This window comes from Streptomyces sp. NPDC026538 (assembly GCF_055567535.1).
The window spans coordinates 45286-69157 of sequence record NZ_JBVHQG010000008.1; the positions used below are offsets into that span (position 1 = coordinate 45286).

At 71.8% G+C, this 23872-nt stretch carries 24 protein-coding genes and 1 pseudogene; 14 read left to right on the plus strand and 11 right to left on the minus strand.

From position 1 onward, the window contains the following. The first annotated feature begins 604 nt into the window (after positions 1-604). The gene (locus tag ACZ4N4_RS29670; RefSeq protein WP_165854332.1) at positions 605-751 is read left to right on the plus strand and encodes a family 78 glycoside hydrolase catalytic domain; all 147 of its coding nucleotides are present in this window, start codon (positions 605-607) and stop codon (positions 749-751) included. Positions 752-1493: 742 nt separating this feature from the next. Here the strand turns inward: ACZ4N4_RS29670 and ACZ4N4_RS29675 are convergent. After that, positions 1494-2345: an alpha/beta fold hydrolase gene (locus tag ACZ4N4_RS29675; RefSeq protein ID WP_467594490.1), complete on the minus strand. Its 852-nt coding sequence runs from the start codon at positions 2343-2345 to the stop codon at positions 1494-1496. A gap of 512 nt (positions 2346-2857) precedes the next feature. Between ACZ4N4_RS29675 and ACZ4N4_RS29680 the strand changes: the two genes are divergently transcribed. From ACZ4N4_RS29680 to ACZ4N4_RS29700, 5 genes are all read left to right on the plus strand, one after another. After that, positions 2858-3466 (plus strand): TetR/AcrR family transcriptional regulator, encoded by a 609-nt coding sequence (locus ACZ4N4_RS29680; protein ID WP_467595138.1) that lies wholly within the window; start codon positions 2858-2860, stop codon positions 3464-3466. Positions 3467-3471: 5 nt separating this feature from the next. Next, the gene (locus ACZ4N4_RS29685) at positions 3472-3738 is read left to right on the plus strand and encodes an alcohol dehydrogenase catalytic domain-containing protein (RefSeq protein WP_467594493.1); all 267 of its coding nucleotides are present in this window, start codon (positions 3472-3474) and stop codon (positions 3736-3738) included. Then, positions 3717-3965 carry a hypothetical protein gene (locus ACZ4N4_RS29690; RefSeq protein ID WP_467595168.1) on the plus strand — a complete coding sequence of 83 codons (249 nt, stop codon included), beginning with the start codon at positions 3717-3719 and terminating at the stop codon, positions 3963-3965. The genes ACZ4N4_RS29685 and ACZ4N4_RS29690 overlap by 22 nt, the downstream gene beginning before the upstream one ends. A gap of 26 nt (positions 3966-3991) precedes the next feature. Continuing rightward, positions 3992-4441, plus strand: a complete 450-nt coding sequence (locus ACZ4N4_RS29695; protein ID WP_467594495.1) for a zinc-binding dehydrogenase — start codon at positions 3992-3994, stop codon at positions 4439-4441. Positions 4442-5112: 671 nt separating this feature from the next. Then, a complete protein-coding gene (locus ACZ4N4_RS29700; protein ID WP_373560381.1) occupies positions 5113-5241 on the plus strand; it encodes a hypothetical protein in 129 nt (42 codons plus the stop codon). A 75-nt stretch (positions 5242-5316) separates the two neighbouring features. Here the strand turns inward: ACZ4N4_RS29700 and adh are convergent, their stop codons facing one another. From adh to xylB, 7 genes are all read right to left on the minus strand, one after another. Then, positions 5317-6840: an aldehyde dehydrogenase gene (gene adh, locus ACZ4N4_RS29705; protein WP_467594499.1), complete on the minus strand. Its 1524-nt coding sequence runs from the start codon at positions 6838-6840 to the stop codon at positions 5317-5319. Between the two features lie 95 nt (positions 6841-6935). After that, a complete protein-coding gene (locus tag ACZ4N4_RS29710) occupies positions 6936-8228 on the minus strand; it encodes a GAF domain-containing protein (protein ID WP_467594500.1) in 1293 nt (430 codons plus the stop codon). A gap of 52 nt (positions 8229-8280) precedes the next feature. Next, the gene (locus ACZ4N4_RS29715; protein WP_467594503.1) at positions 8281-8886 is read right to left on the minus strand and encodes an N-acetylmuramoyl-L-alanine amidase; all 606 of its coding nucleotides are present in this window, start codon (positions 8884-8886) and stop codon (positions 8281-8283) included. A gap of 47 nt (positions 8887-8933) precedes the next feature. After that, complete coding sequence (locus ACZ4N4_RS29720; RefSeq protein WP_453563909.1) at positions 8934-9947, minus strand: acetamidase/formamidase family protein; 1014 nt, start codon at positions 9945-9947, stop codon at positions 8934-8936. Then, positions 9944-11437: an APC family permease gene (locus tag ACZ4N4_RS29725; protein ID WP_467595140.1), complete on the minus strand. Its 1494-nt coding sequence runs from the start codon at positions 11435-11437 to the stop codon at positions 9944-9946. Before ACZ4N4_RS29725 ends, ACZ4N4_RS29720 begins: the two co-directional genes overlap by 4 nt. A gap of 370 nt (positions 11438-11807) precedes the next feature. Beyond that, positions 11808-13016 carry an ROK family protein gene (locus tag ACZ4N4_RS29730; protein ID WP_467594507.1) on the minus strand — a complete coding sequence of 403 codons (1209 nt, stop codon included), beginning with the start codon at positions 13014-13016 and terminating at the stop codon, positions 11808-11810. Between the two features lie 54 nt (positions 13017-13070). Next, entirely contained in the window at positions 13071-14516 is a 1446-nt protein-coding gene (gene xylB, locus ACZ4N4_RS29735; RefSeq protein ID WP_467594510.1) for a xylulokinase, read from the minus strand. Between the two features lie 232 nt (positions 14517-14748). On the opposite strand from xylB, the gene xylA reads away from it, so the two are divergent. The 3 genes from xylA to ACZ4N4_RS29750 all read left to right on the plus strand — a co-directional run bounded on the left by xylA (position 14749) and on the right by ACZ4N4_RS29750 (position 17100). Beyond that, complete coding sequence (gene xylA, locus ACZ4N4_RS29740; RefSeq protein ID WP_453563917.1) at positions 14749-15915, plus strand: xylose isomerase; 1167 nt, start codon at positions 14749-14751, stop codon at positions 15913-15915. A 235-nt stretch (positions 15916-16150) separates the two neighbouring features. Beyond that, on the plus strand, positions 16151-16669 hold the full coding sequence (locus tag ACZ4N4_RS29745; RefSeq protein ID WP_467594514.1) for a hypothetical protein: 519 nt from the start codon (positions 16151-16153) through the stop codon (positions 16667-16669). Between the two features lie 248 nt (positions 16670-16917). After that, a complete protein-coding gene (locus tag ACZ4N4_RS29750) occupies positions 16918-17100 on the plus strand; it encodes a hypothetical protein (protein ID WP_181809683.1) in 183 nt (60 codons plus the stop codon). 52 nt (positions 17101-17152) lie between these two features. Here the strand turns inward: ACZ4N4_RS29750 and ACZ4N4_RS29755 are convergent, their stop codons facing one another. Together ACZ4N4_RS29755 and ACZ4N4_RS29760 are read right to left on the minus strand one after the other, a co-directional pair. After that, on the minus strand, positions 17153-17995 hold the full coding sequence (locus tag ACZ4N4_RS29755) for a hypothetical protein (RefSeq protein ID WP_467594517.1): 843 nt from the start codon (positions 17993-17995) through the stop codon (positions 17153-17155). Positions 17996-18130: 135 nt separating this feature from the next. Beyond that, positions 18131-18427 carry a hypothetical protein gene (locus tag ACZ4N4_RS29760; RefSeq protein ID WP_453563923.1) on the minus strand — a complete coding sequence of 99 codons (297 nt, stop codon included), beginning with the start codon at positions 18425-18427 and terminating at the stop codon, positions 18131-18133. A 118-nt stretch (positions 18428-18545) separates the two neighbouring features. On the opposite strand from ACZ4N4_RS29760, the pseudogene ACZ4N4_RS29765 reads away from it, so the two are divergent. Then, positions 18546-18686: pseudogene (locus tag ACZ4N4_RS29765) on the plus strand (alpha/beta fold hydrolase); the annotation flags it as partial. Here the strand turns inward: ACZ4N4_RS29765 and ACZ4N4_RS29770 are convergent. Further along, positions 18683-19282, minus strand: coding sequence for a class I SAM-dependent methyltransferase (locus tag ACZ4N4_RS29770; protein WP_467594520.1), 600 nt, complete (start codon positions 19280-19282; stop codon positions 18683-18685). The pseudogene ACZ4N4_RS29765 and the gene ACZ4N4_RS29770 sit on opposite strands and share 4 nt — an antisense overlap. A gap of 150 nt (positions 19283-19432) precedes the next feature. On the opposite strand from ACZ4N4_RS29770, the gene ACZ4N4_RS29775 reads away from it, so the two are divergent. The 4 genes from ACZ4N4_RS29775 (at position 19433) to ACZ4N4_RS29790 (ending at position 23664) form a co-directional block, all read left to right on the plus strand. After that, positions 19433-20206, plus strand: coding sequence for an MHYT domain-containing protein (locus ACZ4N4_RS29775; protein WP_467594523.1), 774 nt, complete (start codon positions 19433-19435; stop codon positions 20204-20206). Positions 20207-20298: 92 nt separating this feature from the next. After that, a complete protein-coding gene (locus ACZ4N4_RS29780) occupies positions 20299-22800 on the plus strand; it encodes a sensor histidine kinase (protein WP_467594526.1) in 2502 nt (833 codons plus the stop codon). Continuing rightward, positions 22797-23234, plus strand: coding sequence for a roadblock/LC7 domain-containing protein (locus tag ACZ4N4_RS29785; RefSeq protein ID WP_450764255.1), 438 nt, complete (start codon positions 22797-22799; stop codon positions 23232-23234). Before ACZ4N4_RS29780 ends, ACZ4N4_RS29785 begins: the two co-directional genes overlap by 4 nt. Before the next feature lie 16 nt (positions 23235-23250). After that, positions 23251-23664: a DUF742 domain-containing protein gene (locus ACZ4N4_RS29790; protein WP_450764253.1), complete on the plus strand. Its 414-nt coding sequence runs from the start codon at positions 23251-23253 to the stop codon at positions 23662-23664. Positions 23665-23872: the final 208 nt, after the last annotated feature.

A 23872-nucleotide genomic window follows, 5' to 3' on the forward strand; every position in this document is an offset into this window, starting at 1 on the left:
GCTGCGACTGCAGTCCGGAGTCGACGGTCAGAGGAGGCCCAGGAAATGGGAAACCCCTTGGATCAGGCCTGAGCAACCCGCCGACTATTGAAGTATGACCGTACTTTAATCAGGGTGCAAGTGGTGGAGTCGAACTGGATGCACAGCTGTGGAATCCCGAGTTCCGCCAAGCGTCATGGCGCATAGCGCAACGCACCACCAGGGCAGGGGCGGCTCACCTACGCCGACGGCCACGAGACGCTGATCGTGACCGATGAGTCGTGGACGTCCGGCCCCGGAGCGGTGACAACGACGGTCGGGACATCGATGCCGGCATGACGACGACACCTGGCTGCGCCCGGGAATCCAGGACGAGGGCTGAGCCGGAGCCTGCACCGGCTCGACAACGCCCGCCTCAGCCCCGATCCCGCGCCGCCGGTACGGCGCATGCCCACGTGCACCTGCGGCGGATCTGACGCGGCGCTTCCGGGCCCCCCTTCTCCTCGACTTCGGATAGAACACCGTGGGCCGGCTCAAGCTCCGTGCGCGCGGAGTGGCCGGGACGGCATCACGGCGCGGCACCCGGGGTCCTTGAGGACAGTGAGGGGTTCTTGAGGGCAGCGAGCTGTGCGTACGGCCGCTGCGTTCGGCCCTGGCGACCAACCACTTCACCTTGAGCGGCTGCGAAGACGCCTTCGAACCGGCCATGGCCTTCCACGGGTTCCGCTGCGCCCAGCTCACGGGCGGGCCCAAAAGGCATCCCGGCCGGTGACGTGGTGGGCGTCGTCGTCATCGACGTCCGCCCCGACCTCGAACTGTCGTGATGTTCACTCGTGCTCCTGCGCAACACCGTCGTGGTGCGCAGATCGGCCGGCTGATCCCTGATCCGGTCGATCCCGCCCGCCAAGGTCGGCGAGGCCGAACTGCCTGAGGCGGTGGCGGTCGCGTCCCAGGCGGACTACGTCGTCGCGGTCGTCCGCGACACCGTCGGTCTGACCGGGGAAAGGCCGCTCCACGGCGACGCTGGAGCTCATGGTGAGTCAGATCGCGCTCCTCGACGCCCTCCAGAAGCTCTCGACCGGCCCCTCGTCGTCGTCCTGATCCAGGGCAATCCCTCGACGCTGCACGCCTCGGAACTCGGCGCGGACGCCATCATCCAGGCCTTCAACCCGGGATGCGGGGCGGTCGGGCGATTGCCGAGTTCATGCTCGGGTGCATCGAGCCGAGTGGGCGGCTGTCGCTCGGCGTTCCCCGCCCTGCCGGACAGCTGCCGGTCTACTGCGGCCAGGTCCGGGGGCATCACAGCCGCTTCGGCGAGGGCCTCAGCTACACGACGGTGAACCACTCGGAACCGGCAATCCAGAATTGTCACGTCCCGGTACGCACCGACTGCCCAGCCTCGATGGCGACGCCGGTCAACCATCGTGCAAGCGCCGCCTCACGGCTGTGAGGCGGCGCTTGCACGACTGCCGGCCAGCCGCCGGGGTTCGGGATCGGCGGTGCGGTCGGCGTGCTCAGGCGGCGAGGAAGTCGGTCACCTGCTTGGTGAAGGCCTTGGCGTGCTGGAAGAGGAAGGCGTGGCCGGCGTCGCCGTAGAGGAGGAGGGTGGCGTCGGCCAGGTGCTGGACGGCGACGTAGGACGCGTGGGCGGGGACCATCACGTCGTGCAGACCGTTGGCGTACAGGACGGGGTGCTCGATGGACTCCAGTTCGGCCCGTACCTCGTCGAAGGGGGCCGCCAGCAGCTGGCCGATCGCGGCGAGCATGCCCTGCGCTGTCGCCTCGGTGACCGCGGGGCCGCCGGCGGTGAGCCGGGTCGCGACGTGGGCGAAGTGCTCGTGACCCGAGGCGCGGGCCGCGTCCGTCTCCGGGTAGAACAGGTACAGCATGTCCTCCTGGTCGGCGTCGGGCTTGGCCATGATGCCCAGGACCTTTTCGCTTGCCTCCGGCGCACCGGGCACCCAGCCGGTCGGGCCGCTGCCTGCCACGATGATCTTGCGCACCAGCTCCGGGCGTCGCGCGGCCAGGCGCTGGGCCACGAAGCCGCCCAGTGACCAGCCGAGCAGGTCGGCCTGCGTGAGGCCGAGGGCCTCGATGAACTCGGCGGCGCCCTCGGCGAATCCGTCGAGGGAGTCGCGCGGCTCTCCGGTGGTGTAGCCGACGCCGACGTTGTCGAAGACGATCACGTCGTGGTCGGCGGCCAGGTAGTCCAGGAACTCCGGGTCCCACCAGTCGATGGTCGCGCGGAAACGCTGCAGCAGGACCAGCGGGACGCCGCCCTGCGGTCCCATGCGCCGGTAGGTGAAGGTCGCGGAGGGCCCCTCCATGGTGAGGTTCTCGGCCGTGTCGGCCAGATATGTGCTCATGACGTCCTTCTCTTGTTGGCGGGTGCCCGTCGGTTCTGGCGGGTCTGCTCACGCAGCACACGGGGAGGCGTGCTGGGCCTGTGGGGCCGCTGCCGTTGGCCGGCGCTCGAAGAGGCGAGCCGGAGTTGTGGATCAGGCCGACGATCCGATCCGCTCGGATCGCTCGACACCTTCTCGCCCCCTGGGGTCACCCAGGCGGCTTCCGGCGCGCTCCGATCGCCTCGGAATCCACCGCGCCGAGCCGCGAGGCAATTGAATTATGCTCATAATATTAAGCAGGGGTGCTTCTGGTGCACAAGGGGGTCCCTGCGGTGAGCGGGGCTCGCGGTCGGCTGTGGAGCCGAATGCGGACCGGCAGTGCAAGCGGTTCAGTGCGACAGGGGCTGAGAGGCTGTGGCCCCGCCTCGGCTGTGAGGGTACTGGAATCCAGGGCTATTAAATTACGTTCACAATACAATACCTTGGGGGAGCCGATGGAGGGCGAGTTGCCCGCCCGGTACGTAGAGGAGTGTGTGGTGCGATACGGGAGAGAGCACAAGCAGGCCACCCGGCAGAGGATCATCGAGACGGCGGCCCGTCGCTTCAAGGAGGACGGCATCGACGGCTCGGGCATCGCGGCGCTCATGAGGGACGCCGGGCTGACCAACGGCGCCTTCTACACCCACTTCACGTCCAAGGACGAACTGGTGGCCACCACGATCGCCGACCAGCTGCAGGCCCAGAACGCGACTATCGTCGCGCACGCGGAACCGGGCCGCGCCGGCCTCGAACAGATCGTGCGCTGGTACCTGTCCCCCTGGCACCGTGACAGCCGTGACGTCGGCTGCCCCTCCGCCGCCCTGCTCGACGAGATAGGGCGCTGCACACACCCGACCAAGCAGGCCTACACCGACGGCGTACTGGTGGTCGCCGACGGCATCGCCACCCGCCTGGCGCCCGACGACCCGCTCTCGGTCCGCCCCATGGCACTGAGCTCGTACGCCATGATGGCCGGCACACTCCAGCTCTCACGGGCCCTCGCCGACCCGCAGCTCGCTGATCAAGTCCTCGAACAGGGCATCCACAACGCCCTCGCCCTCCTGGGCATCGAGCACGAAGGGGACACCAGGACGGCGCACTGACCGGCGTGCAAGGGGACACCGCGGAGCTGGCGCCGCGCCTAGGCACCGCGCCAACACCTCACCTGCGGCGCGACATCCGTACGGGAAGAGGTGCCCACTCGACACACGGAGCCTGCACGCGGCCTTGTCCACCCCCTACGTACGGGCGCGACGTCGCGGGCCTCGCCTGCCGCGTCGGACCCGCGGTGCACGGGTTCAAGGCGGGCGACGAGGTCTACACCCGACCTCGCGACGCAGCGCCACTCTGCTCGTGGCGGGCACACCAACCCTGAACTCGCTTCAGACCGATCGCCTGCCGGTGACGCTTCACAAATGGCCGTCAGAGCAAAGGCGTGAGAACGGCGTCGACGATCGCCACGTGGTCGCAACCCCGGAATCGGTGGTTCGCGCGCCCAAGGGGGCCGACCTGACGAGCGCGTCGACCCTCCTGATGAACGCGCTCACCGCGCGGACGGCGCTGGACGCCCTTGAACTGCCCCCGGAGCGACGGTCGCGGTGACCGGCGCAGCCGTCGGCGGTTACGCGGTGCAGCCGGCCAAGGCCGCCGGGTTGACAGTGATTGCCGACGCGGCGGACAAGGACCGCGACCTCGTCACCGGCCTGGGTCCCGATCACGTGCTCCCCCGCGGGGACCAATTCGCCGAACGAGTCCGTGAACTGCGCCCCGCCGGCGCGGGCGGGATCATCGGCGCCGGGCTGATGAACGCGGCGGTGGCCGCAGGGGTGCGCGACGGCGGAACCATCGTGACCCTTCAGGGGTTTACCGGGACCACGGATTGTGGTGTGCGCCGGCTCCCCTTGTTCGTGGGGGACCGGCTCCGGGACACGGCAGCCCTGACGGAACTACGCGACCAGGCCGAGTCCGGCATCCTCACACTCCGCGTCGCGGCCACGTTCCCAGCCGAACAGGCGGCAGAGGCGCACCGTCTCTTCGAAGTGGGCGGTGTTCGGGGGCGCCCCGTACTGCTGTTGTGAGCCAGGCCGTGACCGTACGACGCGGCCAGGACTACACCCCGCGCGTCAGCGCCACCCCAGCGGCACACCGCCAACTCCTCGACCGCTGCCAGCCGCACGCGACAACGCCACAGCGATCCCTCGGCCGTCGGACTGATTCGGACTGATCAGGAACGGCTGATCTCCGGGTACGCCCAGGTCGTCCAGCCGTTGATCCAGATCGCCGAACAGCTCATTGAACTCCCGTATGAATGGGCTCACTTCCCTCGGCCACGCGAGGTCTCGCCGGGTGAAGTGCACCCGCCACCCTGTGATCGACATGACGCTGGACGACCATCGCGGCGTACGGCGCGCTGCTGAGCGTGCCGGCCGTTCTTCAGAACTGCCGTAGCGCTTGGTAACGGCCTGAAGGGATCGCGTGGCCATCCGAACAATCGCGCCAAGGCGCTGCGGACGATGAGCGCGCCGTCGCCATGCAGTGCCCATGCTGCGCCCAGATGCCGGGCCAAATGCCAGGGCTTGTACGGGTAGCGGGGTACGGGTGGACACTCCAGCTGCAGGACACACCCCTTGACACGCGGCAGGCTGACGGGCGAGTTGGTGATCCGGGGGCCGTCAACCGCCTGTGAGTCACCGAGCACCGTGAAAGCGCCATGGACGGACGACCGTCTCGGTCGTGCTGCCACAGGCTCATGTCCAGTGCATCCAGGACGAGTTGGGTGTGTTTCGACAGCGACGCGGACCAGCCGACGATGCGGCGGGAGAAGGTGTCCACGATGAAGGCGATATGGACAACGCCCGCCCAGGCGGCGACGCCGTGAGTCCCTTACTTACAGTGACTTCGGGGCTCGGTTGTCTGGAAGGCAGAACTCCCTCCAGACAACCGACTTGAAGCTCTAGAAGAAACCAAGTTTCTTTGGGCTGTATGAAACTAGAACGTTCTTCGTCTGCTGGTAGTGGTCCAGCATCATCTTGTGGTTCTCGCGGCCGATCCCGGACTGCTTGTAGCCGCCGAACGCCGCGTGCGCCGGGTACGCGTGGTAGCAGTTCGTCCACACCCGGCCCGCCTGGATCGCGCGGCCCGCGCGGTACGCGGTGTTGGCGTCCCGGGTCCACACGCCCGCGCCGAGGCCGTACAGCGTGTCGTTGGCGATTTTGATCGCGTCGTCGAAGTCGTCGAAGGACGTCACCGACACGACCGGGCCGAAGATCTCCTCCTGGAAGATCCGCATCCGGTTGTCGCCCTCGAAGATCGTCGGCTGGACGTAGTAGCCGCCCTTCAACTCGCCGTCGTGCTCCACGCGTTCGCCGCCCGTGAGGACCTTCGCGCCCTCCTGCCGGCCGATGTCCAGGTAGGAGAGGATCTTCTCCAACTGGTCGTTGGAGGCCTGCGCGCCGATCATCGTGTCGGTGTCGAGGGGGTGGCCCGGCTTGATCTGCTGGGTGCGGGCGACCGCCGCCGCCATGAACTCGGCGTAGTGGCCGCGCTGGACGAGGGCCCGGGACGGGCAGGTGCAGACCTCGCCCTGATTGAGCGCGAACATCGTGAAGCCCTCGAGGGCCTTGTCACGGAAGTCGTCGTCGTGGGCCCAGACGTCGTCGAAGAAGATGTTCGGGGACTTGCCGCCGAGCTCGAGGGTGACCGGCTTGATGTTCTCCGAGGCGTACTGCATGATCAGCCGCCCGGTGGTGGTCTCCCCGGTGAACGCCACCTTCGCCACCCGCGGGCTGGACGCCAGCGGCTTGCCCGCCTCCACGCCGAAGCCGTTGACGATGTTCACGACCCCCGGCGGCAGCAGGTCCGCGATCAGGCTCATCCAGTAGTGGATGGAGGTGGGAGTCTGTTCGGCCGGCTTGATGACGACGGCGTTGCCGGCGGCCAGCGCGGGCGCCAGCTTCCAAGTGGCCATCAGAATCGGGAAGTTCCACGGGATGATCTGTGCCACGACCCCGAGCGGCTCATGGAAGTGGTACGCCACCGTGTCGTCGTCGATCTCGCTGAGCGAACCCTCCTGCGCGCGGATCGCCCCCGCGAAGTAGCGGAAGTGGTCGATGGCGAGGGGGATGTCCGCGGCCAGCGTCTCCCGCACCGGCTTGCCGTTCTCCCAGCTCTCGGCGACCGCGAGCGGTTCGAGATAGGCCTCCATCCGGTCGGCGATCTTCAGGAGGATGTCGGAGCGCTCGGTCACCGACGTACGGCCCCAGCCCGGCGCGGCCGCGTGCGCCGCGTCCAGCGCCCGCTCCACGTCCTCGGCGGTGCCCCGCGCGACCTCGGTGAACGGCTGCCCGTTCACCGGCGACGGGTTCTCGAAGTACTGCCCCCGGGCCGGCGGCACGTACTCGCCGCCGATGAAATGGTCGTAGCGCGCCTGGTAGGAGACGATCGCGCCCTCGGTGCCGGGCGCCGCGTAACGGGTCATGGTGGCCTGCCTCCTTGCAGATGCGCTGCCCGCCGTTGGGCAGCTCCGGCGCGCAGGCTAGACAAGCGGAGGTTGCGCCCACGTTGCACCGCAGGTCAGCGTGGTGGCGCCGCCAACTCGGACTCCAGCGCGGTCAACCGGCTGCGGATCACCGCCGTCGGTCGCACCGTCGCGAGGGCCCGCCACACCTCGACATCGTCCTCGCCCCACACGGCGTGCGCCCAGTCCGCGAGCAGATCGGGGTCACGGCTCGCGATCAGCGCGGCCCGCAGACCGTCCGCCAGCCGCTGCCTGAGCAGTACGACCGCCGGCGCCTGCGAACCGGGCAGCAACGGACCCGGGTACGCCGTCACGGCCGCCGTCACCGCCCCCGCCTCCAGCCGCCGCTCCACGACGCTCGCGTCGGACTCGACCGGACTGGTCAGCCGGTACGGCCGCGAGGCGAGCAGCCCGGGCCCCAGCAGCCGCCGCAGCCGGGCCAGTTCGGCCCGCAGCGTCACCGGCGTCACCGACTCGTCCTCGTACAGCGCGTACAGCAGTTCGTCGCCGGTCAGTCCCTCCGGGTGGCGGGACAGCAGCACCAGCAGCTCGCTGTGCCGGCGGCCGAGCCTGATCCGGTGCCCGTCCAGCCGGAGTTCGGCCTCGTCACGGCCGAGCGCCGTCAACGCGGGCGCCTCGTCGGCGGCCGTCGGCGGATCCAGCAGCGCCAGCTGCGACTCGGCGGCCCGCGCCACCGCCTGTACGAAGCCCAGGCTGTGCGGATGCGCCAGCCGGTCGCCGCCGGTGATGTCGACGGCACCGAGCACCCGGCCGGTGCGCGGATCGTGCACCGGCGCCGCCGCACACGTCCACGGCTGCACCCGGCGGATGAAGTGCTCCGCGGCGAACACCTGCACCGGCCGGTCCACGGCCACCGCCGTCCCCGGCGCGTTGGTGCCGACCGCGGTCTCCGACCAGCGCGCGCCCGGCACGAAGTTCATCCGGTCCGCCCGGCGCCGGGTCGCCGGATGCCCCTCCACCCACAGCAGCCTGCCGTCCGCGTCACACACCGCCAGCAGATGCTCGCCGTCCGCCGCGAACGTGCCCATCAGCTCCCGGACCAGCGGCATCACCCTGGCCAGCGGGTGCTCCGCCCGATAGGCCCCGAGGTCGCCGTCCGTCAGCTCCACACGCGCCGCGCCGTCCGGTCCCACTCCGGCCCGTGCCGAACGCCGCCACGACTCCGCCACCACCGACCGCACCGGGCGCGGCACGGTACCCGCCGTGGTGAACGTCTCATGCGCCCGGCGTAGTACCCGGACGCGCTCGGCAGGGTCGGCCCCCGGCTCCAGGGCCACCCACGGATCGGTCAACGGAGCCTCCCCGGACGGCGATGCGGCTGGGGACATCGTCACTCGGGGTGTTCGCGCCGACAACCGTTTCGACCGCCTTGGCTCGCTCTCACTCCGAGGACAGGCCGACCAGTCGCATGTACCTGACCCAGTCCCAGTACTCTCCCGGATCCGTGTGGTCGGTCCCCGGCACCTCGACATGGCCGATGACGTGGTCGCGGTCCTTCGGGATGCCGTATCTGTCGCAGATCGACGCCGTCAGCCGCGCCGACTCCGCGTACAGGGCCTCGGTGAAGTACTCCGGCTTGGTCACCCAGCCCTCGTGCTCGATGCCGACACTGCGTGTGTTGTAGTCCCAGTTCCCCGCGTGCCAGGCGACGTCCGACTCCCTGACGCACTGCGCCACATGGCCGTCGGCCGAACGCACCAGATAGTGCGCGGACACGCGCTTCTTCGGGTTCTGGAAGATGGACAGGGTGCCGTCGTACGACTGCTGTGTGACATGGATGATCACCCGGTCGATGTCGTACTCGTCGGGACGCTGGGCCGACGTACGGTTCTCACCGCTCGCCGCCTGCCACTCGGCCTTCGGGTAGTCGACGACTCCGGTGCGCGCGCCCGCGCGGCTCGCGGGGAGCAGCGCGTACGGGACCGCGGCGAGGGCCGCGCCCTTCATGAGCAGTCGCCTGCTGGGGAGCGGTCGTGCCCGGTCCATGGATGAGGTGCCTTTCGGAAGCGTGCCTGAAGCATGGGGAGTCGCGGTCAGCGGTGCAGGGCCGCCGCGGTCTCGCGCAGCCGCGCGTGCAGTCCGCGGTAAGTCTCGCGCGCGGGCAGCCACTCCTTGCGGAGCTTGGCCACACACGTGTAGTTGGTGTCGCACACGTTGGCCAGCGGCGATTCCACCGTCTGAGTCGCGTACTGGTAGGCGTCCAGTTCGGCGAATCCGTAGTCGCGCACCAGCCACTGCACCAGGTCGAGCTGCGATATCCGGAAGGCGTCCTCCAGCGGACGCGCCGACCCCGTGGAGACGATGTGCGTGTCCGACTCCAGCCGGGGCCAGGGCGTCGCGATTCCCTTCAGCAGCTCCACGATCACCACGGTGTTCATCGCGCACTCGACGGCCACCCCGCACGTCTCGCCCTCGCCCTGCCGGGCGTGTCCGTCGCCGAGACTGAGCAGCGCGCCCTCCACGTTCACCCCGAGATAGCAGGTGACGCCCGCCCGCATCTCGGGCGTGTCCATGTTCCCGCCGTGCGCGTCGGGCACCAGGGCCGAGCGGACCTCCAGGTTGGCGGGGGCCACGCCGACCGTGCCGTGCATCGGGTCCAGCGGCAGCTCCAGCTCGATATCGCCCTCATGGGCCCGGAACAGGGCGGTACGCCGGGTCCGGTCCAGCTGCCAGATCCAGACCTTCTCCGGGAGCGGCTGCTGCAGGCTGGCCGTGGTGTGCGTCGAGGTGAGCGCGCCGAACAGGGGGACCGTCGTGGAGGCCGCCCAGTCCCGCGCCGGTTCGATGGACACGAAGTGCACGGCGACGGTGTCCCCGGGCTCCGCGCCCTCGATGTGGAAGGGCCCGGTCTGCGGGTTGAGGAACGGGAACTCGCACACCTCGGACACCAGGTCCTTCTCGGAGCGCACCCGTCCGGCGAAGCAGTCCTCCGTGTACAGGTCGAGCACGGTGCCGGGCGCGATCCGCGCCACCGGCGGCGCTCCGCCGAACGTCCACGCGTACTCGCCCGGTCCGGGCCGGACGGTGAGGATGAGGGGGTCGGTCATCGCGGGAGGTCTCCGTTCCGCCGGTCGACGGCGTCTGCTCGGTCGTCGCCTTCTTCGAGATGGACACGCGCCGTCTCGGCTATGCGCTCGGGGTGACGGCGTATCAGCACCAGGAGCACGACCACTCCGGCCGCCATCCAGACGCCGACCACCGGACCGGCGTACGACACCGGGGCGGTCAGCTTCGTCACGAAGTCGAAGACGGGCAGACCGGCGGCGGTGAGCAGGGCGGGCACGAAGGCCACGATGCCCAGCAGCGGCAGGAGCAGGTGCCGTACGGGGCGGAGGGACTCGCGACCGCGGCGCAGGAAGTAGCCCGCACAGGCGAGGTTGACGACGATGTAGACGCCGATGACCACCGTGACGATCACCGTGGCCAGCAGCAGGAACCCGGTCACCGGGTCGTAACCGAAGCCCAACCCCAGCACGGCGCCGACCGCCACGACCGTCTGGACGGCGATACCGGCGACGGGGGAGCGGTACCGGGGGTGGAGCGTGGCGAGGACGCGCGGCAGCACCCGGATGCGGGCCAGCGCGAAGGCCGTCCGCGTGGACACGTTGGCACAGGCGTTGGCGTTGGCGATCGTCGAGTTGACCACGGCGAGGAACACCAGCACCCAGAAGAACCCGAAGGAGGCCCGGGCGACACCTTCCCAGGACGCGTCGCCCGCCGCGCCGAAGCCGGCGAACCGGTCCGGCCCGAAGTACACGGTCATCGCATAGGTCGTCACCACGTAGAACAGGCCGATCCCCAGGGCCGCGCCGAGCACCGCGCGGTGCATCGTGCGGCGCGGGTCGCGGGTCTCCTCGGCGAGCGGCGCGGCTGCCTCGAAACCGGCGAACGCCAGCACGGTGTAGACGGAGCCGGCGAACACCCCGCTGATGCCCCCGTACCCCGTCGCCGTGTGCGAGGTACCGAACACGGAGAGGGTGTTGTGTGAACCGGCCTTGCCGATCAGCCAGATGGCGAAGACGAGGAAGACCGCGATCTCGAAGACCCCGAGGACCGTCCCGAAACGCGCCGAGGCACGCACCCCCAGATACCCGGTGACGGCTATGACGGCGGCGCCCGCGAGCGACCACGGCCACCACAGATCGGCCGGCCAGGAGGCCCACTCCTCGTGCAGGGTGCCCGCCGCGGTGAACCCGAGCTGGAGCAGCAGCAACGGCGGTACCAGCGCCTCCACGAACACATAGCCCCAGCCGACCAGGAACCCCACGGCCGGATGCAGCCCGCGCGCGGCGTACGTGGCCACGGAGCCCGCCGCCGGTAACTCCCGGGCCAGCTCGGCCACACAGGACGCGGTGAACAGACAGGCCACCAGAGCGATCACCACCGCCAGCGGCAGACTGCCTCCGGCGAAGGCCGCCCCCGACGGAATGGACGCGGCGACGGCGGCCGCGGGCGCCATCGCCGTGACGCTCTGGAACAGCACCTCCCGCAGCCCGACCGCGTCCCGCCGCAGCCCTGCGTCCGCCGCTCCGGCCATCTCCTCGGTCATACACACCCCCCGACGTGCGTGAACCCATCGGTCCCACGGACCGCTTCGCGTGAATCACGGTACGGCGCTGGCGGGTTGGGCAGAAGAGCGCCGAGTGATTCCGTGGACAGGGCGGCGGTTGTGGAAAACCTCGCTACCCGAACGGGTGAGGCAAGAAGCGCGGGACGCCCGGTCGACCGCGGGCAACCGCCAGTCGGCGAGGCGTCGGCGAGGCGTCGGACCGGCTCGGCGGCCAGGCCTCGGACCGGCTGGGTGCCAGGCGTCGGACCGGTTGGGCGGCTGGGCCTGAGGACCGGCTGGTCGGCCGGATCGCACCGGCCGGGCGGCCTGTGCTCGGATCGGCGGGGGCGGCCGGTCCTCAGCCCCGTTCCGCCACCGTCGCCGGGTCGTCCAGTACGGCACGGACCACCGAGTGGGCGGCGCCCAGCAGGGGGCCCTCGGAGCCGAGACGGGAGACGGTGACCGGGCAGGCCGGGCCGGTTGTGCGGTCGGCCAGTTCGGTCTCCAGGGACGGGAGGAGCCACGGGGCGAGGCCGGCCAGGGCACCGCCCAGGACCACCGACTCGGGGTCGAGAAGGTTGACGGCGCCGGTCAGGGCGATACCGAGGGCCGTACCGGCGTCGTACAGGGCGCGCCGTACTCCCTCGTGGTCCTCGCCCGCCCGCTGCGCGAGCAGGCCCACCGCGTCCTCGCGGGGTTCGAGACCGGCCGCGCGCAGCACCGCCTCCTCGCCGGCGTACTGCTCCAGGCATCCGCGCCCGCCGCAGGCGCAGTGCGGCCCGTCGGGATGGACCGGCACATGGCCGAGCTCGCCCGCGAAACCCCGCTTCCCACGCAGCAACTGACCGTCCACGACGACCGCCGCGCCGATACCGATCTCCGCGGAGACATGCAGGAAGTACGGTGGGGTGGCATCGCCGAGCCACAGCTCCGCCAGGGCGCCGAAGTTGGCCTCGTTGTCCACCGTCGGCGGGAGGTCCGCGGGCAGCAGCGCGCCGAGGTCGGTGTCGTGCCAGTCGAGGTTCGGGGCGTGGACGACCGTGTGCCCGTCACGGGCCACGAGGCCGGGGACGGCGACCGCGAGACCGGCCGGCCACAGGCCGTCCCGTTCCGCGTCCGCGACGACCCGCCGGACCAACTCGGTCAGCTCCTCGACCACCGGCTTGGGCGCCCGGCCCCGGTTCGCGCCGTGCCGCACGGCGCGCGCGCGTACCTCGCCGCGCAGATCCACCGCGCACACGGCGAGATGGTCGACCCCGACCTCCGCCCCGATACCGGCCGGGCCGCGCCGGCTCACCGCGAGCGCCGAGCCCGGCCGTCCGACGCGGCTGGGCCGCTCCGGGCCCAGTTCCTCCAGGAGCCCCCAGCGGATCAGCTCGTCGACGAGGGTCGACACGGCCGCTCTGGTGAGGCCGATGCGGGAGGCGACCGCGGCCCGCGACAGCGGACCCTCGGCGCTGACCGCGTGCATCACGCGCGCGAGATTGCGCCGGCGCATGCCCTGCTGGGTGTCCGGCAGGGCGCGGCCGGTCGCCGTCGGGCGGGCCTCGTGCAGCGGTGCGGTCATGCGTTGATCAATCCTCAGTCCCCTGGACGGTCCTGCGACCTGTCTCCCGTGCGGTCAGCGGTCCTCCGGCGCCCGTTCCAGCAGCGGGGCCGCGTCGGAGAGTACCCCGGAGATCCTGGCCAGCGCCGCTGTGTCCGGCTCGACCGCGTCCAGCACCGGTCCCGCCGCCGTGTTCCAGCGCCGGGCCACCGCCGCCGGGTCCTCGCCGGTCAGCAGCCCGGCCGCCTGCGCCGCGGCGCCGAGGGCGACCAGCTCCTTCGCCTCGGGCACCTGCACCGGGCGCCCCGACAACCGCCGTACCGTCTCCTGCCAGGCCCGGCCCCGGGCGCCGCCGCCGATCAGCAGCAGCGGCGTGGTCCGGTCGGCGTCCGCGTCGAGCACCAGGTCCAGGGCGCCGAGCAGGGCGTGCACGGCGCCGTCGTAGGCGGCCTGCAGCAGCTGCCCGGCGGTGGTGTCATGGCGCAGGCCGTGCAGCAGCCCGGAGGCGTTCGGCAGATTCGGCGTGCGCTCGCCGTCCAGGTAGGGGAGCAGCGTGACCGAGGTGCCGGGCTCGACGGCCTCGCGGTCCAGGCCGAGCAGCCCCGCGACCCGGTCGACCGCGAGCGTGCAGTTCAGCGTGCAGGCGAGCGGCAGCCAGTCGCCGTGCGCGTCGGCGAAGCCCGCGACGGTACCGGTCGGGTCGGCGGGGCGGTGCTTCGAGACCGCATACACCGTGCCCGATGTGCCGAGGCTCAGCACAGGTGTGCCCGGACGCAGCCCGAGCCCCAGCGCGGCCGCCGCGTTGTCGCCCGTACCCGGCGCGACCAGGGTGCCCTTGGAGAACGGCAGCTCGTGGCTGTCGCGCACGGTGCCGGCGATCTCGCCGGGGCGGACCACCCGGGGCAGGAACGCCGGGTCCAGGCCCACGTGTGCGAGGGTCTCCTCGTCGTACGCCTCGGTCGCCGACGCCCACCAGCCGGTGCCGGAGGCGTCACCTCGGTCGGTCGTGCCCTGTCCGGTGAGGCGCTCGGTGAGGTAGTCGTGGGGGAGCCGCACGGCCCTGGTCGCACGGACCGCCTCCGGCTCGTGTTCCGCCAGCCAGGCCCACTTGGTGACCGTGAACGACGCGCCCGGAACACTGCCGGTGCGCTCCGCCCAGGCCTTCGGGCCGCCCAGCTCCTCGATCAGCCGCCGCGCCTGGGGCGCCGAACGGACGTCGTTCCACAACATGGCCGGCCGCACCGGCTCGCCCCGCTCGTCGAGCGTGACCAGACCGTGCTGCTGCCCGCCGATCGACACGGCCGCCGCCTCGTGCGCCGCGTCCCCGCACTGGCGCAGCGCCTCGCACAGCGCGTCCCACCACTGACGCGGATCGCTCTCCCGGCCCGCGCCGGAGGACACGGTGTGCGGCGCCTGGCCGCTCGCCACGACCTGGCCGGTGGACGCGTCGACCACCAGCGCCTTGGTGGACTGCGTGGACGTGTCCACGCCGACGACGAGCGGACCCTCGGCTGCTGACATCGGGCTCTCTCCCTTTTTTCCGCGTCTCGCGGTCTGGCCTGACCTGCAGTTTTCCTGGTTCACCGGGGTGTCGCGACCCGGATTTCATCCCTCGGGGACAGGGTGACCCTTCCCAGGGATGCGTCGGCATACTAATTTGTAAACGGCCATGACGAAATAGTCGGCCCGACCGTGTGTCCGACCGACGTCGAGCACACTCACCCAGCACAGGCATCAAGCAAGGAGCCGCGGCATGAGCTTCCAGCCCACCCCCGAGGACAGGTTCACCTTCGGCCTGTGGACCGTCGGCTGGCAGGGAAGGGACCCGTTCGGCGACGCCACCCGCCGCGCCCTCGACCCGGTCGAGACGGTGCAGCGCCTGTCCGAACTGGGCGCCTACGGTGTGACGTTCCACGACGACGACCTGATCCCCTTCGGGTCCTCGGACACCGAGCGCGAATCGCACATCAAGCGCTTCCGCCAGGCCCTCGACGCGACCGGCATGACCGTCCCGATGGCCACCACCAACCTTTTCACCCACCCGGTCTTCAAGGACGGCGCGTTCACCGCGAACGACCGTGACGTGCGCCGTTACGCGCTGCGCAAGACCGTCCGCAACATCGACCTGGCCGCCGAGCTGGGCGCGAAGACGTACGTCGCCTGGGGCGGCCGTGAGGGCGCGGAGTCCGGCGCCGCCAAGGACGTGCGCGTCGCTCTCGACCGCATGAAGGAGGCCTTCGACCTCCTCGGCGAGTACGTCACCTCCCAGGGCTACGACCTGCGCTTCGCCATCGAGCCCAAGCCGAACGAGCCCCGCGGCGACATCCTGCTCCCCACCGTCGGCCACGCGCTCGCCTTCATCGAGCGCCTGGAGCGCCCCGAGCTGTACGGCGTCAACCCCGAGGTGGGCCACGAGCAGATGGCCGGCCTGAACTTCCCGCACGGCATCGCGCAGGCCCTGTGGGCGGGCAAGCTCTTCCACATCGACCTCAACGGCCAGTCCGGCATCAAGTACGACCAGGACCTGCGCTTCGGCGCCGGTGACCTGCGGGCCGCCTTCTGGCTGGTCGACCTGCTGGAGAGCGCCGGCTACGAGGGCCCGAAGCACTTCGACTTCAAGCCGCCGCGCACCGAGGACCTCGACGGCGTATGGGCCTCTGCCGCCGGCTGCATGCGCAACTACCTGATCCTCAAGGAGCGTGCGGCCGCCTTCCGCGCGGACCCGGAGGTTCAGGAGGCCCTGCGTGCCTCCCGCCTGGACCAGCTGGCCCAGCCGACGGCCGCCGACGGCCTGCAGGCGCTCCTCGCCGACCGCACGGCCTTCGAGGAGTTCGACGCGGACGCCGTCGCCGCACGCGGGATGGCCTTCGAGCAGCTCGACCAGCTGGCGATGGACCACCTGCTGGGCGCCCGGGGCTGAACACCTACGCGCGCGTGGGGGCGGCTCTCGGAGCGAACGCCCGCACGCGCGCGTGTCGTTGCGTCGCCGACGTCGCGTTGCCGCGGTTGCGTTGTCCGCGGCCGTACGGGTTGCCGGCGCCGGTGCGACCGTCCGCGCGGGAAATGCTCCGGAATCGTGCCATCCGTTGCATGAGTCCGTATCAACTCCCGCGCGGGGCTCGCGCGGTGACCGGTACGCGGTGACTCTTGGCGGTATGGCCATGCCACCCGTACCGCCCCGCCCGCCCGGCCCGCCGAACGGCACCCCGCCCCCGGACGGCGGCTACGACCCACCCCCGTACGAAGGTTTCGGACCACCCCCGGGAGAGGGCTTCGGGCCACCCGCGGGAGGGGGCTTCGGGGACTACGACCCGCCCACCGCCGTCGGCTGGACGCCGGGGCCGCCCCCGGAGCCGCCCCGCCGACGCAGGGGTCCTCTGTACGCGGTCCTGGTCCTGCTGGTGGCCGCCGTGGCCGTCGTCGCCGTCGTCCTGATGATGTCCGGCGGCGACGGTTCCCCCCGCGACAGGTCCACCACGAGCAGCCCGACCACATCCGGCACCTCACGGCCCTCCTTCAGCCTCCCGACGGAGCTGCCCACCAGCCTGCCGTCGGGTCTGCCCAGCGGCCTGCCGTCGGGACTGCCGAGCAACCTCCCTACGGACTGGCCGTCGGAACTCCCCAGCCGGCTGCCGAGCGGTCTGGACTCACTGCTGCCCTCGCTGCCGGGCTAACCGTCGCCGGCCGGTCATCGTTTCCGCGGACCGGCGCGGACCGGCAAATCGCAGAACCGCCCGTCCCGGCAGCCGACCGGGAGTGGCTAGGCTGAAGCGGGAGTGCTTCACAAGCTGTTCGACCCGGTATCAGGGACCAGTAGGGGTCGCTCGTCAGGGATGTCTCAGGGCCGCGGTCCGGAACCGCGGGAGGCGCGGGCCCGTTTTCAGATCAGAGAGCGGCAGTGGCCGCGAAGGAGGCGACGCTGATGTCGAAGAACGCGAAGATCGCCGCAGGAGGTGTGGCGGTCGGGCTCATCCTGCTGATATGGCTGCCCTGGTGGGTGACGTTCCTGATCGTGGTCGGTGTCCCGGTGGCCGCCTACCTCACCCTCGACCCCTCGCAGCGCCGCAGGCTGCGCAGGGTCACGCGCAAGGAGATCGGCCGCTGAGGCACCCGCCCGAGGCCGCGGTCCCCTCGGCGGGGATGCGGCCCGGGAGGGCTCACAGAGGCCGTACGGCCATCTTGTCGAGGGCCTCCAGGAGGCCGGGGAGCTCCGGGCCCCGGCCGACGGGCAGGACCTCGCCGGGCTCCTCGTCGAGAAGCACGAAGGCGATGTCGTCGGTGCGGGCCACCATCGACCAGCCGGGCCCGTCGGCGCGCAGCGTACGGGCGTCGCCCGGGGCGAACGACGAGCGGACCCGGCCGAGCGGCGGAGGCGTGTCCACATAGGCCCGCGCCTCGGCCAGCACACGCCGGATGCCGAGGTGACCCTTCGGGGCCGCCTCGCCCTCCCCGGCGGCGTCCTCAGGGGCTTCCGACGCTGCGGCTGTCGGCGCCGGGAAGTGGTCGGCGCCGATCTGTTCCCGCCAGACCGCCCACTGGAGGGCGATCTCGTCCGCGCCCAGCCGCCGCTGCGCCGGGCCCCAGGAACTGGTGTCCGGCGGGGTCAGCGGGACCCGGTCCGCGATCTCCGGGCCGGGGTCGTGCGGCGCGGGCACGTTCGGGGCCGCCACGGCGACCGCCAGCGGCCAGCCGGGCAGGGCGGCGACCACCGTGCGCTCGTCCGGGGAGAGGTCGTGCTCCATGCCGCAGTCCCAGGACGCGATCGCGACGGCGACCAGCGAGACGTCGTCGACGACGACCGTCCAGCGCGCCCCGCCACCGTCCTGGCCGAGCACCAGTCCGTAGCCGTCGGCGCGCGGCGCCAGCTCCAGGGCCGCGCATGCCTCCGGGTAGTCGTCGCCCAGCACGCTCGGAAACTGCGCCGGCGTGAGCAGCACCGCTGTGAGCACGTACAGCGCCTCGTCCGCGGCGGCGAGGGCCTCCTCGTCCGTCCCGGCCATGCCTGCCTCCCATGTCGTTCGTCCAACGGCGCGCACCCTAGTGTGAGCGGAAGGCCGTTGTCACGACCGGCCACCACACCCGGAGCTGCAGTTTTCCACCGGGAGGGGACGAAACGACCTCGGCGGGGCGAAGCTTCAGGCGACCGGCAGCCCGAGGAGGTCGCGCGCCACCGTCCGCGGCGACTCCTCGCGCTCCCGCGCCAGCGCGACGACGGCACGGCAGGCCAGTTCGCTCACCCCGAACGACAGCGCCTCCGGCGACACCCAGCCCGCCGCCTCCTCGATCCGGTCCTGGTCGTCCTCCGCGCGGGCCGCGACATAGGCGGCCGCGGCCTCGAACAAGTTGTGTGCACGCTTCTTGCGCCGCTCCGGCGGTTCCGCGCCCCCGGTGCCACGAAATCTGTCCGCGTACTTGCGCATCCGGTCGAACACGCCGGCCACCTTTCCTGTCGGGTGTCGCTTGCGAACATTCGTCGTTCCCTACCGAACGTAGAGTTGAAGTCCCGGCGACAGAAGAGGGCCCGCTCGGGACGCCTCGGTCGGCCTCGGCCTCCAGGGTGAGCTCAGCGGTGAACTCGTCGGGCGGGAGCGGCTGGAGGCTTCCGGAGTGCGGGGGGTGACGGTTCCCGGCGCCGGGCACGACATCGCGTTCGATCGTCCCGACGCCTTCGCCGCGGCGGTCGCCGGCTAGCCCCCGCGGACCGCCAGCGCGAGGAATCGGGCGTCCTCGTCCACGTACGAGGCCATGTGCCAGCCCGAGCCGGCGAGCAGCGGACCGAGGTTGCCCTCCGCGCGCAGGTCGTCGGACGTGATCCGCCGTCCCTGACGCGCCGCCAGGGCGGCGCGGCCGATGGGATGGAACAGGGCGAGCATGCCGCCGGGGCGGACCACGCGCGCCAACTCCCGCAGGGTCCGGGCGGGCCGGGGCAGGTGAGCGATCAGACCCGCGGCGAACACGGCGTCGAGGGACTTCGAGCGCACCGGCAGCGCGGCCACGTCGGCGAGCAGCAGGCGCCCGTCACGGTGCCGGCCGGCCCGCACGGCGGCCTGCAGCATCGCCGGGGTCAGGTCCATCGCGAGGACCGCGCCCGAGGGCCCCACGGCCGCGCGCAGCGGTGGCAGCGCGCGGCCCGTGCCGCAGCCCGCGTCGAGCACGCGGTCACCCGAGCGCAGCCCCAACTCCGTCACGGCCGCCGCGTACGCGGGACCGTCGTCGGGGAATCTGGTGTCCCAGTCGGCCGCTCGCGCAGTGAAGAACTCCTGAACGTGCGTGTGGTCGTCGCTCATGTTCCGCATGTTCCCTCACCGTCACGGAGGACGAACCTGTGCGCACGTTCGAGCCGGACCCGATCGTTCCGACACATCTCCGGGTCATATTGCAACACCTTTCGAAATGCGCCCCCTTTATGCTTCCGTGCCCCCTAGCGTCCCTTGGCCATGGGACACCTGGACCACGCCACCTTCGGCTGGCTGACCCCCGTGCTGTCGTACGTCATGGCCTGCATAGGCGCCGCACTGGGTCTGCGCTGCACCGTCCGCGCGCTCGGCAGCACAGGCCGTTCGCGCCGCAACTGGCTCCTCACCGCGGCCTCCGCGCTCGGCACCGGCATCTGGACCATGCACTTCGTGGCCATGCTCGGCTTCGGCGTCAGCGGCACCGACATCCGCTACGACGTGCCGCTGACCATCCTCAGCCTGCTCGTCGCCGTCATCGTGGTCACCGCCGGCGTCTTCGCCGTCGGCTACGGCCGTGACCGCAACCGAGCACTTCTGCTGGGCGGGCTCACCACCGGCCTGGGCGTCGCCAGCATGCACTACCTCGGCATGGCGGCGGTCCGGCTGCACGGTGACGTGCACTACGACCCGGTGCTCGTCGGGCTCTCGGTGCTCATCGCGGTGGCCGCCGCGACCGCGGCCCTGTGGGCGGCGCTCAACATCCAGTCACCCGTGGCGGTCACCATCGCCTCCCTGGTCATGGGGGCGGCCGTCAGCAGCATGCACTACACCGGGATGTTCGCGGTCAGCGTGCACGTCACGCCCTCCGGTACCCCCCTGCCCGGGGCGACGGCGATGCAGTTCATCTTCCCCCTCGCCGTCGGCCTCGGGTCCTATCTGTTCCTCACCTCGGCCTTCGTCGCACTCTCGCCCACGGCCGGGGAGCGCGAGGCGTCCGCCTCGGCCCAGCGGCCCGTCACCAGCGCCGCACGCTGACCCGGCCCAGCCCGCGGCCGCCCCGGCCGAGCGCCGCACGCCGACCGGCACCGGCCCCGATGTGCCCCGACCCACTCCCGAGCGAGGAGGCCATGCGTACACCGCGTAGGACCCCCACAGCAGGCCCGCAGACACCGTCCCCGCGCCCGCCGCGCGGCCGTCGCGCGCACGCCGGACCACCCGCCGAAGAACCGGTCGACGACGTCGTCGGCACCCCGGCCGACAACCCGCCCGGCGGAGGCTGGCGGATCCGCCCCCGGACCGTACGGGCCAAGGTCGTCTGCCTGCTCATGGTGCCGGTCATGTCCCTGCTCGCCCTGTGGGCGTACGCCACGGTCAGCACCGCACAGGACGTCGCCCGGCTGCGCCAGTCCCAGCGCGTCGACGCCGCGTTGCGGACCCCGGTCGCCGCCGCCGTCGCCGCGCTCCAGGCCGAGCGCACCGCAGCCGTCCGGTACGCGACCGACCCCACCGCCGAACAGGCCGGTGCCCTCAAGAGCCTCGGCGCCCGTTCCGACCAGGCCGTTGCCGAGCTGCGGCTCGGCAGGGGGAGCACCGTCGCCGACAGCGAGGAACTGCCCTCCGACGTCGCCGGGCGCCTGCGGACCTTCGTCACCGGCGCCGAGCAACTGCGCACCCTGCGGACGGCGGTTCGGAACCGGGGCGCCGGCTGGGACGAGACCTACGAGCGGTACACACAGACCATCGACACGGCCTTCGCCGTGGACGGTGCCCTCACCGGCGTCCAGGCCGACGACATGGGCGCCGAGGCGCGCGTGCTGCTCGAATTCTCCCGCGCGGGAGAGGCGTTGGCCCAGGAGGACGCGGTCCTCGCCGGCGCCCGGCAGACCGGCGGCCTGGACGGCGAGCGGCTGCGCCTGTTCTCCGGTGCCGTCGGCTCCCGCCGTGTCCTGACCGACGCGGCCGCCGCCGACCTGCCCGGCGCACAGCGCACCGCCTGGCGCCGGCTCGCCGGCGGCGACGACTACACCGCGCTGGGCGCCGCCGAGGACAGGATCCTCGCGAGCCAACCCGGAGCCAAGGCGCTCGACGCGGCCCCGGAAGCGACCTGGAACATCGCGCACGCGCGCGTGCAGGACGGAATGCAGACCATCCAGACCGGCACGGCCCACGTGGTCGCGGGCCGGGCCGATCCGTTCGCGCGCGGTCTGCTCACTCCCGCCGGAGCGGCCGTCGTCTTCGGTCTCCTCGCCGTGGCCGCCTCGCTCGTCATCTCCGTACGCATCGGCCGCGGCCTCGTGGTCGAGCTGGTGAGCCTGCGCAACAGCGCTCTGGAGATCGCCCGGCGCAAGCTCCCCGAGGCGATGCGCAGGCTGCGCGGCGGCGAGGAGATCGACATCCGGGCGGAGGCACCCTCGGGGCCGCCCGCGGAGGACGAGACCGGACAGGTGGCGGAGGCCCTCGGCACCGTCCACCGCGCCGCCCTGCGCGCCGCCGTGGAGCGCGCCGAACTCGCCAGCGGCATCTCGGGCGTGTTCGTCAACCTCGCCCGCCGCAGCCAGGTCCTGGTCCACCGCCAGCTGAGCCTGCTGGACAGCATGGAACGCCGCTCCGACGACCCCAACGAGCTGAGCGACCTCTTCCGCCTGGACCACCTCACCACCCGTATGCGCCGCCACGCGGAGAGCCTGATCATCCTCTCCGGGGCGGCCCCCGGCCGGGCCTGGCGCATGCCGGTCTCCCTGACCAACGTCGTACGGGCCGCGGTGTCGGAAGTCGAGGACTACGCGCGCGTGGAGGTACGCCAGCTCCCCGAGGCGGCCGTCATCGGCGCGGCCGTGGCCGACCTCACCCATCTGCTCGCCGAAGTCGTGGAAAACGCCGCCCAGTTCTCACCGCCGCACACGCGCGTGCGGGTCTCCGGGGAACCCGTCGGCAACGGCTACGCGCTGGAGGTCGAGGACCGCGGTCTCGGCATGGGCCAGGAGACCCTTGCCGAGGCCAACCGGCGCATCGAGCAGTCCGAGGCCCTCGACCTGTTCGACAGCGACCGGCTCGGCCTCTTCGTCGTCAGCCGGCTCGCCGCCCGCCACGGCATCAAGGTGCACCTGCGCACCTCCCCCTACGGCGGTACCACCGCGGTGGTGCTGCTGCCGAAGGCCCTGCTGCACGGTGGTACGGCGGAACGTTCCGGCCGTCCGGCGGCCGGCCTCGAACAGGCACCGGAACGCGAGTACGCGCGCGTGCCGGGCACCGCTCTTCCACCCGCCCCCGGCCCGGCCGTCCGTCCCGCTCTGGCCACCACCCACACCACCCCGCGCCCGGCGCCCGAGCCACCACCCCCCGGAGTCACGACCTTGAGGCCGCACCGCCCACCGCACGACTCCGAACCCAACGACGACGACCTCCCGCGCCGGGTGCGGCAGGCGAGCCTCGCCCCCCAACTGCGCGATCCACGCACCGAGGAACCCGCGCCCGCCCGGCGCGAGGACGATCGAACCCCCGAAGTCGTCCGCGACCGCATGACGGCCTACCGCGACGGCTGGGCGCGCGGCGGCGGCAGGCAACCCGGCCGGGCAGCCGTTCCGGAACCCGAAGAGGGCACCGACAGCACCGAAGGAGACCGCGCATGATCCAGGACCCGAGCATGAGGGCCGACCGCCACTCCGGCGAACTCGACTGGTTGCTGGACGACCTGGTGCTGCGGGTCGAGGAAGTACGGCATGCGGTGGTGCTGTCCAACGACGGCCTGGCCGTCGGCGCCTCGACCGCCCTCGGGCGCGAGGACGCCGAGCACCTCGCCGCCGTCGCCTCCGGCTTCAACAGCCTCGCCAAGGGCACGGGACGGCACTTCGGGGCAGGCGGGGTGCGCCAGACCATGGTGGAGATGGACGACGCCTTCCTCTTCGTGGCCGCCGCCGGCGACGGCTCCTGCCTCGCCGTGCTCACCGCCGTCACCGCCGACATCGGCCTGGTCGCCTACGAGATGGCGCGCCTGGTCAAGCGCGTCGGCGAGCACCTCTACACAGCGCCGCGGATGGCCGCCCGGCCGCCCGCCGCCGGATGAGCCGGAAGCGTCACCGATGACCGAGTACACGACCGACGCCGCGCGTGAGCCGGGCAGCCAGTGGTACGACGGCGAGGCCGGGCCCCTGGTCCGTCCCTACGCCATGACCGGCGGCCGCACCAGACCCGGCCCCACCGGAGTGCGGTTCGACCTGATCGCCCTGGTCACACTGGACCCGGGCGCGCCCGGCGTCGACGACGACACCGCGCTCGGCCCCGAACACCGGGCGCTGATCGACCTGTGCCGGGTGGAGACGCAGTCCGTCGCCGAACTCGCCGCAGGCGCTGACCTTCCGGTGGGCGTGGTCCGGGTGCTCCTGGGCGATCTGCTGGAACTGGGCTGCGTCACGGTGAGCCGTCCGGTGCCACCGGCCCAGCTTCCCGACGAACGGATTCTGCGCGAGGTCATCGCGGGATTGCGGGCACTGTAGATGAGCATCCGGAACCAACCGGGCGCGCCCCGGTCAGAACAGACGCGTTCCGGTCCAACCGCCCGCGAAGGGCCGACGGTTGGCATGATGCTGGCTTCGCGTCCCGACCGGCCCGACCGGCGTCGCGTTGAGCCCGAGCAGCGCCTTGCGAAGCCCGAGCGGTGTCCCCAGTCCTCCGAGCCTTCTGAGCATGTCGTCCGTAGCCGGC

Excerpts from the sequence above, each read along its gene's own strand:
- xylA (WP_453563917.1), top strand. The coding sequence starts at position 14,749 with ATGAGCTTCCAGCCCACCCCCGAGGACAGGTTCACCTTCGGCCTGTGG.
- ACZ4N4_RS29700 (WP_373560381.1), top strand. The coding sequence starts at position 5,113 with ATGTCCAGTGCATCCAGGACGAGTTGGGTGTGTTTCGACAGCGACGCG.
- ACZ4N4_RS29745 (WP_467594514.1), top strand. The coding sequence starts at position 16,151 with ATGGCCATGCCACCCGTACCGCCCCGCCCGCCCGGCCCGCCGAACGGC.
- ACZ4N4_RS29710 (WP_467594500.1), bottom strand. The coding sequence starts at position 8,228 with ATGTCCCCAGCCGCATCGCCGTCCGGGGAGGCTCCGTTGACCGATCCG.
- ACZ4N4_RS29675 (WP_467594490.1), bottom strand. The coding sequence starts at position 2,345 with ATGAGCACATATCTGGCCGACACGGCCGAGAACCTCACCATGGAGGGG.
- ACZ4N4_RS29715 (WP_467594503.1), bottom strand. The coding sequence starts at position 8,886 with ATGGACCGGGCACGACCGCTCCCCAGCAGGCGACTGCTCATGAAGGGC.
- ACZ4N4_RS29775 (WP_467594523.1), top strand. The coding sequence starts at position 19,433 with ATGGGACACCTGGACCACGCCACCTTCGGCTGGCTGACCCCCGTGCTG.
- xylB (WP_467594510.1), bottom strand. The coding sequence starts at position 14,516 with ATGTCAGCAGCCGAGGGTCCGCTCGTCGTCGGCGTGGACACGTCCACG.
- ACZ4N4_RS29730 (WP_467594507.1), bottom strand. The coding sequence starts at position 13,016 with ATGACCGCACCGCTGCACGAGGCCCGCCCGACGGCGACCGGCCGCGCC.
- ACZ4N4_RS29755 (WP_467594517.1), bottom strand. The coding sequence starts at position 17,995 with ATGGCCGGGACGGACGAGGAGGCCCTCGCCGCCGCGGACGAGGCGCTG.
- adh (WP_467594499.1), bottom strand. The coding sequence starts at position 6,840 with ATGACCCGTTACGCGGCGCCCGGCACCGAGGGCGCGATCGTCTCCTAC.
- ACZ4N4_RS29780 (WP_467594526.1), top strand. The coding sequence starts at position 20,299 with ATGCGTACACCGCGTAGGACCCCCACAGCAGGCCCGCAGACACCGTCC.
- ACZ4N4_RS29770 (WP_467594520.1), bottom strand. The coding sequence starts at position 19,282 with ATGAGCGACGACCACACGCACGTTCAGGAGTTCTTCACTGCGCGAGCG.
- ACZ4N4_RS29750 (WP_181809683.1), top strand. The coding sequence starts at position 16,918 with ATGTCGAAGAACGCGAAGATCGCCGCAGGAGGTGTGGCGGTCGGGCTC.
- ACZ4N4_RS29725 (WP_467595140.1), bottom strand. The coding sequence starts at position 11,437 with ATGGCCGGAGCGGCGGACGCAGGGCTGCGGCGGGACGCGGTCGGGCTG.
- ACZ4N4_RS29790 (WP_450764253.1), top strand. The coding sequence starts at position 23,251 with ATGACCGAGTACACGACCGACGCCGCGCGTGAGCCGGGCAGCCAGTGG.
- ACZ4N4_RS29720 (WP_453563909.1), bottom strand. The coding sequence starts at position 9,947 with ATGACCGACCCCCTCATCCTCACCGTCCGGCCCGGACCGGGCGAGTAC.
- ACZ4N4_RS29785 (WP_450764255.1), top strand. The coding sequence starts at position 22,797 with ATGATCCAGGACCCGAGCATGAGGGCCGACCGCCACTCCGGCGAACTC.